Source organism: Megasphaera sp. NM10 (assembly GCF_000417505.1).
Lineage (GTDB): Bacteria > Bacillota > Negativicutes > Veillonellales > Megasphaeraceae > Megasphaera > Megasphaera intestinihominis.
This window is the reverse complement of record NZ_APHY01000084.1, coordinates 1-15930: the sequence shown is the minus strand read 5'-3', so window position 1 is coordinate 15930 and position 15930 is coordinate 1. Positions and strand designations below refer to the sequence as shown.

The window sequence follows — 15930 nt, the reverse complement described above, 5'->3', positions numbered from 1 at the left end:
TCGATTCTTGCTTCCAKTTTCTGACCATGTTTGGGTTCAGGCCGTTTTCAGAACAGATGACATTGAATTCCTTGTCGCCTTGAAGAATTGACAGAACAATCTTGGTCTTAAATTCAGAAGTGTACTTTTTTCTTGGCATGATAGCATCCTCCAATTTTCGTTACTTAATACTATATCATGCACTCTTAAAATTTTCAGTACTGGTCTGAATTCACAGGCCCATTATATTTCATGACCGTTTTGTCACCTGGCTCAAGAATTATTATTATATCGGGGGTATGCCGGAAGCGGTAGCCACTTTTGCAGAAACGTCTGATTATAGTGTTGTGCGGCAGATTCAAAATGACTTGATTCCCCTGTATGAAGCGGATTTTAGTAAGCATATCATTACAGCGGAGATTCCTCGTGTCCGAATGGTATGGAACGCCATCCCGCTTCAATTAGCAAAGGAAAATAAGAAATTTTTCTTTGGACAGGTAAAAAAAGGAGCACGGTCTAAAGATTTTGAAATTGCCATAGAATGGCTTGTCGATTGTGGATTGATTGCTAAGGTGAATCGTGTTTCCAAACCAGCCATGCCACTCAAAGCCTATGCCGAACAGAACGCATATAAACTTTTTTTTCTTAGATGTGGGCTTATTAGCGGCCATTAGTGAATTGGACGTGCGTTCCCTTCTGGATGGAAACGATATTTTTGTAGAGTTTAAAGGGGCTTTGACAGAACAGTACGTTTGCCAGCAACTACTTTCTGAAACATCGTATAATCCTTATTACTTTACGTCTCCCAGTAATCGGTATGAAATCGATTTCATGATTCAGAAAGGGAGAGAGGTCATTCCACTGGAAGTTAAAGCGGAACAGAATTTACAATCCAAGAGCTTAAAGGCCTATGTTGAAAAATACCATCCAGCAAAAGCTATCCGATTTTCTATGAGTGATTATCAGGAACAGGAATGGGTAACGAATATTCCCTTATTTGCAATTCGCTGGCTTACCTAACGACTAGCCACTAATCAGCTTCTTTTTTTATTGATTTTTTGAGATTGTCCTTTTATAGGAAACTAAATATAACGAAAATATAAATATCCTGCTAAAATATTTTAGTTTTTGGCAGGATATTTTTTTGACCTCATAAGTGCATTACAAAAGAACAACCATCAATATGTGTTTATTACAAAAAGACAAAACGATAAATATTGCAAAATAATTATTACTGTGATAATATTTTATTAACAACAAAGAGGGGCATACAAGCCATACGTAATGACTGTATCTTGTGTGGAATGAAGGGATTATACTATAAAAGGAGATTGATAGAATGGAACAGACAGTACAGTGTCCTGACAAAGGACACGCTTTGGGAAAGGAAAAGCTGACCCGATGGGAAAAAGCGGGTATGACCAAAGCACAGTGGAAAGAAGCTGTAAAATTTGATAGTACCGACTGGGGCTGGGTCATTATGAGTATCGGCATGGCTATCGGTGCCGGCATCGTATTTTTACCGGTACAGGTAGGCTTGGCAGGAATTTGGATTTATCTCTTATCTTCTATTATCGGTTATCCAGCTATGTATCTTTTCCAGCGATTATTCATTAATACATTGGCAAAATCTGAACGATGCGAAGATTATCCCAGTGTCATTGGCAATTACCTGGGCAAGAACTGGGGCTTGTTCTTAGGCCTTCTCTACTTCCTGATGCTCATTATCTGGGTCTTCGTTTATTCAACGGCCATCAATAATGACAGTGCGTCTTTTTTAGTCACCTTTGGTGTGACAGATCATTCGCTGGCTAAAAATCCGTTATACGGGCTGGCCATTATTTGTGCTCTTGTCGCCATTGCATCTCGTGGTGAAAAAGTACTCTTCAAAATTTCGACGCTGATGGTCTTGACGAAGTTGTGTGTCGTAGCTGTATTGGGTATCATCATGGTTCAGCACTGGAATTTAGCGAATGTAGGCAGCTTCCCCGATTTTGGCTATCTCATTAAGCAGACCATCATCATGCTGCCCTTCACGCTGACATCTATTTTGTTCTTGCAGAGTTTGAGCCCGATGGTTATTTCTTATCGTTCCCATAATAAGTCGATTGAAGTCGCCCGGTACAAGGCTTTGCGGGCCATGAATATCGCCTTTGGCGTACTCTTTGTCACCGTATTTTTCTATGCTATTTCGTTCAACTTGGCTATGGGCCATGACCAGGCTGTTATGGCTTATGAAAACAATATTTCTGCTTTAGCATTGGCTGCCCAGGGTATTCCCGGCACTTCCATTAAGATCATGAGTTTGATTTTAAATATTTTTGCTGTCGTTACGGCCTTCTTCGGCGTCTTCCTGGGCTTCCGCGAAGCTTGCCGCGGCATTGCCATGAACTGTTTGAAACGCATCATGCCGGAAGATAAGATTAATGTACGTGCCGTTTCGTTGGGCATCTTGGTCTTTGCGGTTCTCGTGTCGTGGGGCGCCATTATTCTCAATGCTCCCGTTTTGAGCTTTACTTCCATCTGTAGTCCTGTTTTTGGCATGATTGGCTGCTTGATTCCGGCTTATCTCGTCTATCGGGTGCCGCGGCTGCATGACCTGAAAGGTGTTTCGCTGTATCTCATCATTGCAACGGGCATCTTGCTGATTATCTCGCCATTCCTGGCTTTTTCGTAAGCTTGTAACGGATTTCATAGATTGATTTTTTAGGAGTGATAATAATGGAAACCTGTACTATGTGGAATAAAATGATTGAAATCATGAAGCAAGATATCAAACCGGCTACGGGATGTACGGAACCGATTTCCCTGGCTTTTGCAGCGGCTACGGCGGCGAAAGAATTGGGAGAACCTGTACAATCTGTCAAAGCCTTTGTTTCCGCTAATTTGATGAAAAATGGGATGGGCGTCATGGTTCCTGGAACCGGCATGGCAGGATTGGCTATTGCCGCTGCTGTCGGGGCTTTGGGCGGTGATGCTGATGCAGGCCTCCAGGTCCTGAAATCCTTGACGCCTGATGTGGTAGCCCAAGGGAAACAAATGGTAGCCGATGGCAAGGTCACCGTTGGTGTCAATGAAACGACAAAACATATCCTTTATTCGGAAGCCAACGTCTATGGGGAATGCCATCATGTCCGCGCCGTCATCGTCGATAGCCATACGAACGTCGTCTTAATCGAAAAAGATGGGCAGGTCATTTTTGAAAAACAAGCGAGCTGTGATAATGGCGAAGCCGATAAAATTGCTTTTTTGCAGTCCCTCTCGATCAAAGATATTTTGGAATTTGCTGAAAATATTCCCCTTGCCAATATCCAGTTCATCAAGAATGCAGAAAATTTGAATGATGCCTTGTCTAAAGAAGGGGTGACTGGGAAATATGGCCTGCGCATTGGCTGCACCATGGAAAAACACATTAAAGAAGGCTTGCTGGCAGGCGATTTGGCCCGTGAAATCCAAGTCCGCACGGTAGCCGCTTCGGATGCCCGCATGGGTGGCGCTGCTTGTCCGGCCATGACCAATTCCGGTTCTGGCAACCAAGGGATTACCGTGTCCGAGCCGGTAACGGTTGTCGCTGACCATATCAAAGCCTCTGGCGAAGAACGCGTCCGGGCCCTGGCTTTGGCCAGTATGGTAGCTATCTATGCTCACAGCTATTTGCCCAAGTTGTCTGCCTTCTGCGCGACCGTTACGGCTGCCATGGGGGCAGCGGCCAGCATGGCCTGGCTCCTTGACCGCAAGACGCCCTATCAGACTATTTGCAAAGCCATTTCGTCCATGAATGGCGGCATCGTCGGCATGGTCTGCGATGGCGCTGCCGATAGCTGTGCCATGAAAGTCGCTTCGGCAGCAGAAATCGCCTATCGTTCAGTCCTCATGGCCTTAGCCGGTATCCGCGTAGAAGGTACGGATGGACTCGTCGCTGATACGGCTGATGAATGTATCCGTAACGTAGGTCTTTTAGCCTCCAATGGGATGCAGCAGACCGATTGTGAAGTCTTGCACATCATGTTGAACAAAAATAAAGAAGTTGCCGGGGCATAATTTCCATGACAAAATAAAAAATCCCCTGATGCTATCCATTATTTCGATAGCATCGGGGGAATTTTTTTAGTCAATGTGATATTCCTTGTATAATGCTTTTCGGGCTGCTTCGTCTTCTATGGCTAAATCCAAATCATGTAAGCGGCCATCAGCCTTCAACAATTTCAGCAATTTTGCCAGATTATCTTCGCCCTTGCGCTGCCCTTCGACAAGACCTTCCTGACGCTCTTCCATGCTCCATTTCTCTAATTCTCGGCACATTTTAGCCACCTCCACAGGATTATTTTTGTAACGATTGACAACTTCTTTCAAAGGGGGCCAAAACATTTCTTCAGCAGTTGTGCTACGGAAATCATTCATTAGCTTACCTATATCATCTTGGCCCCGATAAGCCCCGTTGACGTAAATGATGTGGGACCCATCCTCGAAATGTTGATTTGTTTCTTCGATGATGCGGTTAATATGGTATCGGGATAGCCCATGCTCTAATATATCATTTTCCGTAATGAAGATTACGTAGGTTTCCGGTAGCTGGTCATAGTCGAACCCTTTTTTTAGATTGTTGAGATCTAACACACTGCCATTGAAACGGGCCCGTCGAGCTCCAGCACCTTGATCTGAACGCTGTATCTCAATATCGTATTCTATACCCATAGCATCAGTAGCATGGACATCCAGCCTGACGCCGTGTCCTTGTAAATTAGGAATTGTATCCTCCACATGGAGTGTTTGCACTTCTAGGTCAGGCTGTTCCATAATAATCCGAAGAATACATTCAACAGCAGGAATATTATCTTTCAAACACCGCTTCATGAAATCGTCATCCATTAAACGCCATCGTTTGATAAGATTCAGTGCTCGCTGATGGCGTCTTGCCTGTTGCTTATTATCTGATTTATCGTTCATCAGCAATCCCTTTCATTTCCATTATACTTAGTTCAGAAAATTACTACAATAGATTATTTGAAAGAAAATAAGTAGATAAACGCGCGTTCTACCGAATATATGTTCATTATAACATGGATATATAATTTGAACAAATGTTTTATATGCATAAATGAAAAGTCGCGCGAACCAATGTTATTTGGTTTTGTACAAAAAAATTCCCTGATACTGTCATGATGTAGGGATAGTATCAGGGGATTTTCTTATTTTCTGCGCAGATGAATGGAGAAACCGCCTACTGTTTCTTTTAAGAAGGCGACTTTAATATTTCCTTTTTCGTCGCGATAGCAATGGTCTTCATCCAAAGCGATCCCCTGCCGTTGATAGAAGGCTAAGGCGCGGGGCATATCGCGTGTATCAATACAGATGTGGCCGTTTGTACCGGGCATTTCATGGTCGCAGATTTCGGCGATAGGTCCTGCAAAGAAATTGTCGGCACCGGGAATTTTGTCCTGAGCCATTAATCGGCACAGACCGTCGGTTACGGCTTCAGCTTCCGTTCTGCCAGGTACATGCAGACCTACGTGACCGAGTGTGAAATCCAGCATGTGACGGATGATTTTTTGGCAGTGTGCTGCGATGGCATCCCAATCTTTGGCCTTGACTAAATCCGAAGGGGTGATGAAACTGCCGCCGACAGCTGCGACATTCGGTAAATCCAGATATTCATTCATGTTGTCGTAATTTACGCCGCCTGTTGGAATGAATTTCATGGTAGCAAAAGGACCGGCAAGGGCTTTTAAAGTTTTCGGACCGCCATAGACTCCGGCTGGGAAGAACTTGCAAACTTCCAGTCCTAATCCATTGGCCGCTTCGATGTCGGCTGGAGATACGGTTCCCGGCATGATATCGATATGATTTTCGATACACCACTGGGTGACCTGAGGATTATAGGCCGGCGTAATGATGAATTCAGCACCTGCTTCTACAGCGGCTTGCGCTTGTGCTACATTATGTACCGTGCCAGCTCCGACGATGAGTCCGGGAATGGTCTTCATAGCGCAGATGATGTCCAGGCAGGCATCCGTACGGAAGGTAACTTCAGCAATCGGGATTCCCCCACGGACCAAAGCTTGACCAAAGGGAATCGCGTCTTGTGCATCTTCTAAGACGATGAGCGGAACCAGCCCGATTTCAAATATTTTCTTCATATTATTGCTAATCATAGAAGCCTCCTATTTTTCCATAAACGCTTTTAACTGATCCGGATAGGGAAGCCCTTCGTTGTCTCCCCGGCTGGTAACCTGGATGGCACCGATGGCATTGCCGCGGCGTACCGCTTCTTTCAAGGGAAGGCCTTCCATCAATGCCGTAATGACACCGGCTGCGAAACCATCGCCGGCACCGACTGTATCGACGACTTTATCGACTTTGAAGCCAGGAACGAGATATTCTTCGGTAGCTGTCGTTACGTAAGCGCCCTGGCTGCCGACTTTGGTAATAACGGCTTTGGCTCCCAGGTTACGATAGAAAGCGTTGATTTTTTTCGGATCATCACTGCCCATGAGAATTTTGCCTTCAGCTGTCCCAGGGAGAACGATGTCAGCTTTGGACGCCATGTCATTAATAGACTGAATCATGACATCCTGACTGGGCCAGAGCTGAGGCCGTAAATTAGGATCGAAGGTAATCAGTAAACCTGCCTGACGAGCCTTATCGAACATCAAGTTGACAGCAGCCCGCGTCGATTCACTGAGGGCGGGCAAGATACCTGTCAGATGGATGTGGCTGTATTCATCGAAGCGGATTTTTTCAACATCTTCGACGGATAACGTAGAGGCAGCCGAGCCAGCGCGGAAATAAAAAATATCCGGATCGCCCTGACTGACACGGCCTTTCAGCATGAACCCTGTCTTTTTCGTATCACTCCAGGCAACGAATTCATTGCCGATTTTGTTTTCATTTAGTACATGAATAATTCGCTGACCAAAAGGATCTTTGCCCAGTTTCGTCATGTAAGTAACGCGATGTCCCAGACGGGCTACACCGACAGCTACATTGAATTCTGCGCCAGCAACGGCCAAATCATAGCCACTTACACTATCAAGGGAACCTTCACTTTGAGCAATCAAGAGGCCCATGGGTTCACCTGCAAGAATTAATCCAGATTTCATAGTTCTTCATCCTTCCGAAATAGAATAGGAGCTGCCTTATGCGACAGCTCCTTATTTTTTGTTTAAGGTTGTTTGCCGATATAGGCAAGAATACCGCCGTCGACATATAAGATGTGGCCATTGACAAAGTCCGATGCATGGGAGGCTAAGAATACCGCCGGTCCTTCGAGGTCTTCTGTCGTGCCCCAGCGGCCAGCCGGCGTCTTGGAGACGATGAACTGGTCAAAAGGATGGCGGGAGCCATCAGGCTGTTTTTCACGCAGCGGGGCTGTCTGAGGCGTTGCGATATAGCCAGGGCCAATGCCATTGCACTGGATATTCGCTCCTCCGAATTCAGAGCATATATTGCGGGTCAGCATTTTCAGACCGCCTTTGGCTGCAGCGTAAGCCGATACGGTTTCACGGCCTAATTCGCTCATCATAGAGCAGATATTGATGATTTTGCCGTGCCCTTTTTTTATCATACCGGGAATGACCGCTTTGGATACGATGAACGGTCCGACTAAGTCGATATCGACGACCTGGCGGAACTCTTCCGTCGTCATGTCGCACATGGGGATGCGTTTGATGATGCCTGCGTTGTTGACGAGGATGTCGATGGTTCCTAACGTTTTTTCAATTTCACTGACTAATTGCTGTACATGCATTTCATCAGTGACATCGCAAATATAGCCGTGTGCGTCGATGCCCTCTTTTTTATAATCCTTCATAGCCTGATCCAGGTGTTCCTGGCTGCGGCAGTTGAAGGCAATGACGGCACCGGCGCGGGCTAAGGCTTTGGCGATGGCAAAACCGATGCCGTAAGAACCGCCCGTAACAAGGGCGACATTTCCTTTTAAAGAAAACATATCGTTTAGATAATCCATGATAAAACCTCCTAAAAATATAGGCTGTGATTAATGTGCTGCATTCGGAAGGGCTGTTTTAGATTGATTTCCAAAGCGTTTGACCCAGTAAGCAACAATGATGGGGACTACAATGGAAGTGACAACGACACTCGTTGCAACTAAAGCGGTAGCAGCCGGAACGATTTCTTGGAATTCAGGAATCATTTGGCCGACAATCATTGGATTCGTAACGGCAGCACCGGCTGTACTCGAAGCAGCCAGGCCAGCAGCGCCATTACCGCCACCAATGATGCGGTCAGCAAAGATAAGGGGAATACCCGTAACAACAATGACGCCCAGTCCGAGGAGAATTCCGAGGAGCCCTGTTTTTAAGATAACCGTCAAGTCGATAGTATTGCCTAAAGCAAAAGCAAAGAACGGAATCATCATCGTGCCAGCTGGTGTGAAGAAATCGCGAAGTTCCGGATCCAGGTTACCGAGAATGAAGCCGATTACGAATGGCAGGACAGCCCCAACGAAGAGATGAGGTTCAAAATAAGCAGCACCGGTTGAACCCAAAATCATCATCGTAACCAAAGGACCAGATTCAATTGAAGTCAGGACGAAGGCGCCGGCTTCTTCTTTGGTACCATACTGCTGCATCAAGGAAGCATACAAACCGCCATTGGTCATATCCATAGAGGTTACGATAGCCAGTGTAGATAAGCCAGCAAAGAAACCAGTTTGAATCATACCTTTGGGCATAAGGGCTACACAAATAAAGCCAACAATCCAAGCGACGATAATCTTTGTAACAACAATGGTACCAGATTTACGCAATACCAGTCCAGCATTTTTGTAGTTGATGCTGGCGCCCATGCAGAAGAACCATACGGATAAGATTGGGACTGTACCCGTAATCAACCCGTTGGTGAAGGAACCGAAATACTTACCGGCGCCTGGGGTAAACGTATGGCATAATGCGCCAAGCAAAAGGGGAACTAACATTAACCCGCCAGGAACCTTTTTTACTGCTCTGAAAATATGCATGATAAAATCCTCCTAATCATAAATTTATTTCATGTTTTTAATTTCGATGTGATCCATATCGTCGAATTCTTTGTTTTCGCCGCCCATAGCCCAAATAAATGTATAGTTATGGGTACCGCAGCCACAGTGCATGCTCCAAGACGGGCTGATAACGGCTTGTTCATTATGCATTACGATATGACGAGTTTCCTGTTCCTGTCCCATAATATGGAAAACGGCCTGGTCTTCCGGGACTTCAAAGTAGAAATAAATTTCCATGCGGCGTTCGTGAGTATGAGGCGGCATGCTGTTCCATACACTACCTTCGTCGAGTGCTGTCAAACCCATGCAAAGCTGGCAGGTTTCAACGACATCAGGATGAATGAACTGATTGATGACGCGTTTATTTGCCAGAGCGACTTCCCCGCAAGGACGTTTATTGGCATCTTTAATGGAAATGAACTGTGTTTTGCATGCTTTATGAGCCGGTGCAGAAACCATATAATACTTAGCCGGATTTTCAGGGTCATCCGATGCGAACGTAACTTCCTTTGTACCCATTGTGATATAAAGGCAATCTTTCGGCCCCATGGTATAGGTTTCTCCATCAGCAACGATTTTGCCTGTACCCGTACCTACGTTGAAAATCCCGATTTCACGGCGTTCCAAGAAATAGTGAGTACCGAAGTTTCCCCAGCAGTCGATGCCCTTGTCGATGGGAACGACTTCGTGGACCGGCATGCAGCCAACTGCAACCATTCGGTCTACATGGGAATAAGTGGCAATGACTTCATCGGGACGGAATAACGTTTCAATTAAGAATTCACGACGAATATCTTCTGTCGTGTACGTCTTGAAATCCTTCGGGTTAGTAGAATAGCGAATGTCCATAATATGAATACCTCCTAAAATAATTAAATGATTTTTTATCGTAAGGACACATAAGGTAAAACATCCTTATTAACTAAATATGTAGGAATCCTTCCTTTGAAGACTTCGATGATGCCCATAGATGCTTTTGTCTTCATTTCTTTATTGGCTTCTTCGGAATACCAGGCAACATGCGGAGTTAAGACTACATTATCCATGGTAAGAAACGGATTATCGGGACTTATTGGTTCTGTTTCCAATACATCCAGACCCGCCCCGGCGATTTCGTTTTTGCTCAGGGCTTTCTGCAAAGCCAGCTCATCTACGAGCGGACCGCGGGCTGTATTGATTAAAATGGCTGAAGATTTCATCAGCTCTAGCTCATCGGTACTAATGCAATGAAATGTTTCTTTGGTTAACGGTGTGTGAAGCGAAATGATATCGCATTCCCGAAGGAGCTGGTGGAATGGCTGATAGAGAACACCCATTGCCCGCATGGCTTCCGGCTGTACATAAGGATCGTAAGAAAGCACTGTCAAGCCAAATGCTTGCGCTTTTACAGCTACTTCACGAGCAATTTTTCCAAAGCCAACTAGACCTAATTTATGCCCTCTTAGCCGCCAGATTGGCTGTGCTAGTGCATAGTCCCAATGGCCTTGATGGATGGAATTATGGAGAAAAGTAACACGCCGCCAGCAATCCAGCATAAGTGCTAAGGCTTGTGTGGAAACTTCATCGATACTATAATCGGGTACGTTCGTTACACAGACATGATGTCTGGTTGCCGCTTCCAAGTCGATGTTATCGACGCCGACCCCATATCGGGAGATTACTTTTAAGTTAGGAAGATTGGCCATGACTTTTTCTGTAATTTGAGCGTATTGCACAATCAGCCCAGCTGCATCTTTGCAATTCTTTATGATTTCATCTTCGGAATGGCTTTGGGTAGGAATTAAAGGAATGTGTGCAGAGCGGAAAGCTTCTTGTTCGATTTCTAAGGATGGATAATCATATTCGGTTATATAAACGGTATCCATGTCTTGCACCTTGCTTTCTGGAAAATAAGAAAAGTCATATGATGAATTGTATGATATTTATCTGATGAATTATGCCATTATAATACCATTTCGACGGGAATAAGGCAATATATGGGACTTATATATGACGAATTGGAATAATTCATCATACACTAATGACTTTTTTATAAGATAAAAAGAAAAAAAATATATTTGGTTTATATATTCGTGTGATGAATCACATGGTATAATAAATCTTAACAAAGGAAATCATTCACGAAGGAGGGCCACAATGGAAAAGAACAGTTCTAAATCTATGGCTTCACAGACTGCTGAGGCGTTGATTGATTATATAACTACGAAACAGATGCTTCCGGGAGACCGGATGCCTACAGAAGCTGAGTTGATAGAGCAAATGAGGGTTAGCCGTTCTACCATACGTGAAGCGATTCGCATTCTCAGCGCCAGGAATATCTTGGAAATCCGTCAGGGGTCTGGAGCTTATATTTCTCCGCGGCGTGGCGTTCCCGATGATCCGTTAGGGCTTACCTTTATTTATGATGCCGATCAATTGGCTATTGATTTGCTGGATGTCCGCGTTATGATTGAACCCAAAGCGGCCATGCTAGCTGCTATGAATGCGACTGATGAACAGTGCCGTAAGTTACAAGAACAATGTTCACTTGTCGAAAAACTGATACGGGCTAATACGGAGTATGAAAAAGAGGATGTCAAACTGCATACCATGATTTGTGAGGCGAGTGGGAATCGAATCCTCATTAACTTATCGTATATTTTGACTTCTTCCGTTGGAAAGACGATTGTTGCTACGTCGGACTCTTTGAAAGATAGTAATACTTATATTTATCATCGAAAAACTGTTGAGGCTATTGCCCGGCATGATCCTATCAGTGCTGAAAATTCGATGATGTGTCATGTAGGGGCATTGAGAGAATTTATTGTCAGTAAAATAAAAAAACGATTAGAGCAAGATATAAAAAAGCCATGCACTCATTGTTTTTTGATTTATGAGTGTATGGCTTTTTTTGGTAGTGTTGGCTTGGCTTACTAAAGCTTCTTTAAAATGTTAATTGGTATATGTTGTATATCGGGAACGCCTGTTATCATCATAGCATCTTTTAATTCCTCTTTTAAGGTATTGAGAAGTATAGTAACCCCTTCAGCACCTCCGCCGATATTGGCAATCGCAGCAGGACGGCCAATCAGGACTGCATCTGCGCCGAGTGCCAATGCTTTTAAGACATCTTCGCCGTGCCGGATGCCGCCGTCTACGAAAATGGTTAACTTATTTTTTACGACAGCCGAAATTTCGGGAAGTACCGATAGAGAGCTGACCATACCATCGAGTATACGACCGCCGTGATTGCTGACTACGATTCCTTTGGCGCCTGCTTGCAGGCAAAGCAGGGCTTCGTCAGGGGACATGATGCCTTTTACGATAAATGGGAGATGAATGGAATTGATAATGTGTTTTAGGTTTTCTAGGCGCTTCACTTCTAAGGGTTGGCCAAAAAAACGCATATTGGCTGATGTTACGGCATCAATGTCGTTGGCGACTGCGAATGCGCCTGATTGTTCGGCTAATCGAGCTTTTTCTATGATTTTTAGGTCTTTTCGCGGCTTAATTGTCGGGATTACCTGTCCAGGATATCTCTTTGAAGCGGCAATTCCGGCTGCATACATATAAGCATGGCCGCTGTCACCGGTAAATGCCAGTGTTCCTGCTTTTGTGACACCTTCAATCATCGAAAAGAGGTATTCGTATTCTTTTTCTCCTGGATTTCCTTCTACTTTTCCATTATGGACATAGCCGCTGACTGGGGCGACAAGAATCGGCATGGATAAAGTTTTTCCCAAAATGGAACATGTAGTGTCTGGATTTTTACTAGCAGATAGGAGATGAGATACGAGACCGTATTTTTGAAAGGCCAATCGGTTGTTACGAAAAGATTGGCCTGTCCGCATGCCACCATAGCCAGGAATCATTCCAGGACAGGCAGTGCCATCACAGTCTGGACAGACATAACAACCGTGCATCTGACGGCGGGCTTTTTTACGGATTTCCTCTAACGTTGCCATAACAATCACGTCCTTTCTGACTCAGCATTTTTTTGCTGATATTGTTTGCGTTTCCGGACAAAAGTTGATGGTGTGAGCCCTAGATTTTTGGCAGCATCGCGTACATTTCCCAAGACTTCATAAGCTTGGGTCATATAGGTATATTCTATTTTTTCGAGCTCATGTTTCAAATTTATCGGAAAATCGGGGAAGGGTGGCAAAGAATTTTTTGAATTTTCACCAAAATCCTTTTCTTTGATAATTACAATTGGCTTATTAGGAGAATGTATGTGTAGGTTTTCGGGTTTTATCGCATCAGCCGGACTGATTATAATGGCTCTCTCGACGATATTTTTTAATTCACGGATATTGCCGGGCCAATCATATTCATGGAGTAGTTGCATGGATAAGTCTGTGAAATATTTTTTCATTTGATATTTCTGATTTAACTTTTTTAAAAAAGAGAGGGCCAAGGGGATGATATCCTTTTTTCGCATCCGCAATGGCGGAATGGAAATGGGGAAGACCGTGAGCCGGTAATATAAATCTTCACGAAAAGTACCGTCTTTTACCATTTCTTCTAAATTCCGGTTCGTAGCGGCAATGATGCGGACGTTGATTTTTACTGGCTTCGTACCACCGACACGCATGATTTCTTGTTCTTGCAGGGCACGTAATAATTTTACTTGCATGTCTTTGGGAAGCTCGCCGATTTCGTCGAGAAATAACGTACCATTATTGGCTAATTCAAAAAGCCCGATTTTTCCATTTTTATTGGCTCCAGTGAAAGCACCTCCTTCATATCCAAAGAGTTCGCTTTCAATCAGGTTTTCTGGAATAGCGCCGCAATTCACTTTGATGAAGCTATTCTTGGCACGCTGGCTGTGTTGGAAAATATACCGGGCCATGACTTCTTTCCCGACACCTGTCTCACCCAATAGAATGACGGTAGTATCCATGGAAGCGACTCGGTTGGCGAGTAGCATAGCCGCTAAGGTAGTTTCATCTTTGGCAATGATTTCCTGGTTTTCTTCTGCTGTTGTCTGTAAATGTTCCAATTCCAAAGCCAGGCGGTCCATGGCAGCTGTTTTTTCTTGGACGACAGCTTTTAAATTATAAATTTCTGTTAGATCCCGCACGTTGGTGACAATCATGATGAATTTACCGTCAGCATCGAAAATGGGAGAGCTCGTTACAAGTGCTTCTTTCCCTGAACGAAATCGCTGTTGCAGTGTCACGGGTTGTTTCGTCTTAATGACTTGCAGGGAGCCCGATTCCGAAATCAACTTGTCATGAACGAGGTCTGCCATATTTTTGCCGAGTACTTCTTCTTTTTTCAAACCGGTAATGACTTCATAGGCATGATTGATGCGGATAACATTGGCTTTGGCATCGGTAATGAAAATGCCATCAAAAGAATGTTCGATTATGGCGTTGAGTCGTTCCCTGGCTTCCGACAGTGTCGAAAAAATTTTTGTTGCATTCGTCATAAAGACGTTCCTCCTTTACGACAAAGAAGCAATGAGGCCCCAAAGGGCCTCTGCAATTCACGTATTACATATGTGCATATGCAAAAATTATAACAATTTTTACTTATAATTAACAAGCAAAAATGATTAATATATTAACAATTACTAGGCGGATATAAAAAAATTATTTACAGCGTTCGTATGAATTCAGAATATGCAGTTCTGTTCGGTATTTTTGAATGAGCCGGCGGGAAAATGTCCGGCCAAACTGGCTGGAGAGTATTTCGGTCAATTTTGCATCACTATAAGGATGACACGTATTCTCCGATTGTATCAAGTGATATAATTCTTTTTTCAAAGAATCTTTAGAAATCTTTTTTCCCGTCTTCGGGAAGGGGCGCTGGAATAAGTCCTTAAAGGAGAGGGTCATATGTGATGTTTGTAGATACTTATTCTTTATGGAGCGGCTGATTGTCGAAGGGTGCACGCCGATTTCTTTGGCAATATCGGCCAGCGTCATAGGGAACAAGGGACCTTGGTTTTTCAAGTAGTCATGCTGGTAATGGCAGATGGCATCGGTCAGATTATATAATGTCTGGCGGCGCCGTTCGATATTATAGAATAATAGGCGACAACGAGTGTATTTTGTCTGAAAGTATTTTTTTACGCTTTCATCCGTCGTTGACTGCATCATGCGGACATAATAATCGCTCATCGAATAAGAGGCGACCCAGCCATCGTTTAATGTGATTTCATGGCCAGCAGGAGTGAACTTAATGATTACATCAGGGATGATATAAGTGACATCGGTTTCAAACATGCCTTCCAACGGAACTGGATTCAGATTTCTAATCAACTGAAGGGCTGATAAAATTTCTTTTTTCGGGATTTTTAACGATTGGCAGATGCGAGATGTGTTTTTATTTCCTATTTCAGGTAAATGGTTTTCGATTAATTCTTCTAATAAAGGGGTCAGCTGATGACTTCGCTGTAATTGTAATTTCAGACAGTCTTTTAATGAAGCCGCGCCTATGCCGGCAGGATCTAAGCTTTGGAGTATTCGCAGACAAGAAGTGAAAAGGCCGTCTGGCAAAGGAAGCCTTTTTTTTTAGTTCTTCTTCAGTGAGGGTCAAATAGCCTCGCGTATCGACATGATCCGCTAAATAGGAGAAAAGTGCCCACTGTGGAGTCGTGAAATTGGAAGGATTGACTTGTTCTAAAATAAATTGCTTCACACTTCGCTCTTCCGGAGCGGCTACAAAATTTAAAAATGAAGCAGTACCATCAGAGGAAACGCTGTTGGTTGTGACAGGGCTGTAATCCATAAAAGGATTTTCTTCGGACTCTTTTTGTAATCAGCAGTTTACAACTTTTTGAACAAATAAATATCGCGTAACCACACTTTGAAGTATAATGAATCTGCTCAAAAACATCATTCCAAAGGAGTTACGCGATGATTTCATTATACCTACGAAAATTCGATTATTGGTAGCCTGTTTCGTTTCTTTTCTACATATTTTTCTACGGCGACACGGCCAACGCGATTCCTACTGACCTGGTT

16 protein-coding genes are annotated in these 15930 nt (G+C 44.0%); 5 read left to right on the top strand and 11 right to left on the bottom strand.

Going from position 1 to position 15930, the window contains the following annotated elements; all coding sequences use genetic code 11:
• On the bottom strand, positions 1–139 hold a 139-nt coding region (locus NM10_RS11815), incomplete at its 3' end, for a transposase (protein ID WP_020311774.1).
• Positions 140–278: 139 nt separating this feature from the next.
• Between NM10_RS11815 and NM10_RS14230 the strand changes: the two genes are divergently transcribed.
• The 4 genes from NM10_RS14230 to NM10_RS11800 all read left to right on the top strand — a co-directional run bounded on the left by NM10_RS14230 (position 279) and on the right by NM10_RS11800 (position 4020).
• Positions 279–653 (top strand): DUF4143 domain-containing protein, encoded by a 375-nt coding sequence (locus NM10_RS14230; RefSeq protein ID WP_020311773.1) that lies wholly within the window; start codon positions 279–281, stop codon positions 651–653.
• Complete coding sequence (locus NM10_RS14225) at positions 631–999, top strand: DUF4143 domain-containing protein (protein ID WP_204365361.1); 369 nt, start codon at positions 631–633, stop codon at positions 997–999. Before NM10_RS14230 ends, NM10_RS14225 begins: the two co-directional genes overlap by 23 nt.
• A 397-nt stretch (positions 1000–1396) precedes the next feature.
• Positions 1397–2656 carry an amino acid permease gene (locus NM10_RS11805; RefSeq protein WP_020311771.1) on the top strand — a complete coding sequence of 420 codons (1260 nt, stop codon included), beginning with the start codon at positions 1397–1399 and terminating at the stop codon, positions 2654–2656.
• 44 nt (positions 2657–2700) lie between these two features.
• Positions 2701–4020 carry an L-cysteine desulfidase family protein gene (locus tag NM10_RS11800; RefSeq protein ID WP_020311770.1) on the top strand — a complete coding sequence of 440 codons (1320 nt, stop codon included), beginning with the start codon at positions 2701–2703 and terminating at the stop codon, positions 4018–4020.
• Between the two features lie 66 nt (positions 4021–4086).
• Here the strand turns inward: NM10_RS11800 and NM10_RS11795 are convergent, their stop codons facing one another.
• From NM10_RS11795 to NM10_RS11765, 7 genes are all read right to left on the bottom strand, one after another.
• Entirely contained in the window at positions 4087–4926 is an 840-nt protein-coding gene (locus NM10_RS11795) for a PD-(D/E)XK nuclease family transposase (RefSeq protein ID WP_020311769.1), read from the bottom strand.
• Positions 4927–5168: 242 nt separating this feature from the next.
• Positions 5169–6131 carry a bifunctional 4-hydroxy-2-oxoglutarate aldolase/2-dehydro-3-deoxy-phosphogluconate aldolase gene (gene eda / locus NM10_RS11790; RefSeq protein WP_239639735.1) on the bottom strand — a complete coding sequence of 321 codons (963 nt, stop codon included), beginning with the start codon at positions 6129–6131 and terminating at the stop codon, positions 5169–5171.
• A 9-nt stretch (positions 6132–6140) separates the two neighbouring features.
• Positions 6141–7079, bottom strand: a complete 939-nt coding sequence (locus tag NM10_RS11785) for a sugar kinase (RefSeq protein WP_036201170.1) — start codon at positions 7077–7079, stop codon at positions 6141–6143.
• Positions 7080–7141: 62 nt separating this feature from the next.
• Positions 7142–7945 (bottom strand): gluconate 5-dehydrogenase, encoded by an 804-nt coding sequence (locus NM10_RS11780; RefSeq protein WP_020311766.1) that lies wholly within the window; start codon positions 7943–7945, stop codon positions 7142–7144.
• A 30-nt stretch (positions 7946–7975) separates the two neighbouring features.
• Complete coding sequence (kdgT, locus tag NM10_RS11775; protein ID WP_020311765.1) at positions 7976–8956, bottom strand: 2-keto-3-deoxygluconate transporter; 981 nt, start codon at positions 8954–8956, stop codon at positions 7976–7978.
• Positions 8957–8980: 24 nt separating this feature from the next.
• On the bottom strand, positions 8981–9826 hold the full coding sequence (kduI, locus tag NM10_RS11770) for a 5-dehydro-4-deoxy-D-glucuronate isomerase (RefSeq protein WP_020311764.1): 846 nt from the start codon (positions 9824–9826) through the stop codon (positions 8981–8983).
• 35 nt (positions 9827–9861) lie between these two features.
• On the bottom strand, positions 9862–10842 hold the full coding sequence (locus NM10_RS11765; protein ID WP_020311763.1) for a C-terminal binding protein: 981 nt from the start codon (positions 10840–10842) through the stop codon (positions 9862–9864).
• 271 nt (positions 10843–11113) lie between these two features.
• Between NM10_RS11765 and NM10_RS11760 the strand changes: the two genes are divergently transcribed.
• Complete coding sequence (locus NM10_RS11760; RefSeq protein ID WP_020311762.1) at positions 11114–11893, top strand: FadR/GntR family transcriptional regulator; 780 nt, start codon at positions 11114–11116, stop codon at positions 11891–11893.
• On the opposite strand, the gene NM10_RS11755 is transcribed toward NM10_RS11760, so the two are convergent.
• From NM10_RS11755 to NM10_RS11745, 3 genes are all read right to left on the bottom strand, one after another.
• Complete coding sequence (locus tag NM10_RS11755) at positions 11890–12921, bottom strand: alpha-hydroxy-acid oxidizing protein (protein ID WP_020311761.1); 1032 nt, start codon at positions 12919–12921, stop codon at positions 11890–11892. The two genes, NM10_RS11760 and NM10_RS11755, sit on opposite strands and share 4 nt — an antisense overlap.
• Before the next feature lie 5 nt (positions 12922–12926).
• A complete protein-coding gene (locus tag NM10_RS11750) occupies positions 12927–14390 on the bottom strand; it encodes a sigma-54 interaction domain-containing protein (protein ID WP_020311760.1) in 1464 nt (487 codons plus the stop codon).
• A 163-nt stretch (positions 14391–14553) separates the two neighbouring features.
• A complete protein-coding gene (locus tag NM10_RS11745; protein ID WP_071601862.1) occupies positions 14554–15462 on the bottom strand; it encodes an RNA polymerase factor sigma-54 in 909 nt (302 codons plus the stop codon).
• Between the last annotated feature and the right edge of the window lie 468 nt (positions 15463–15930).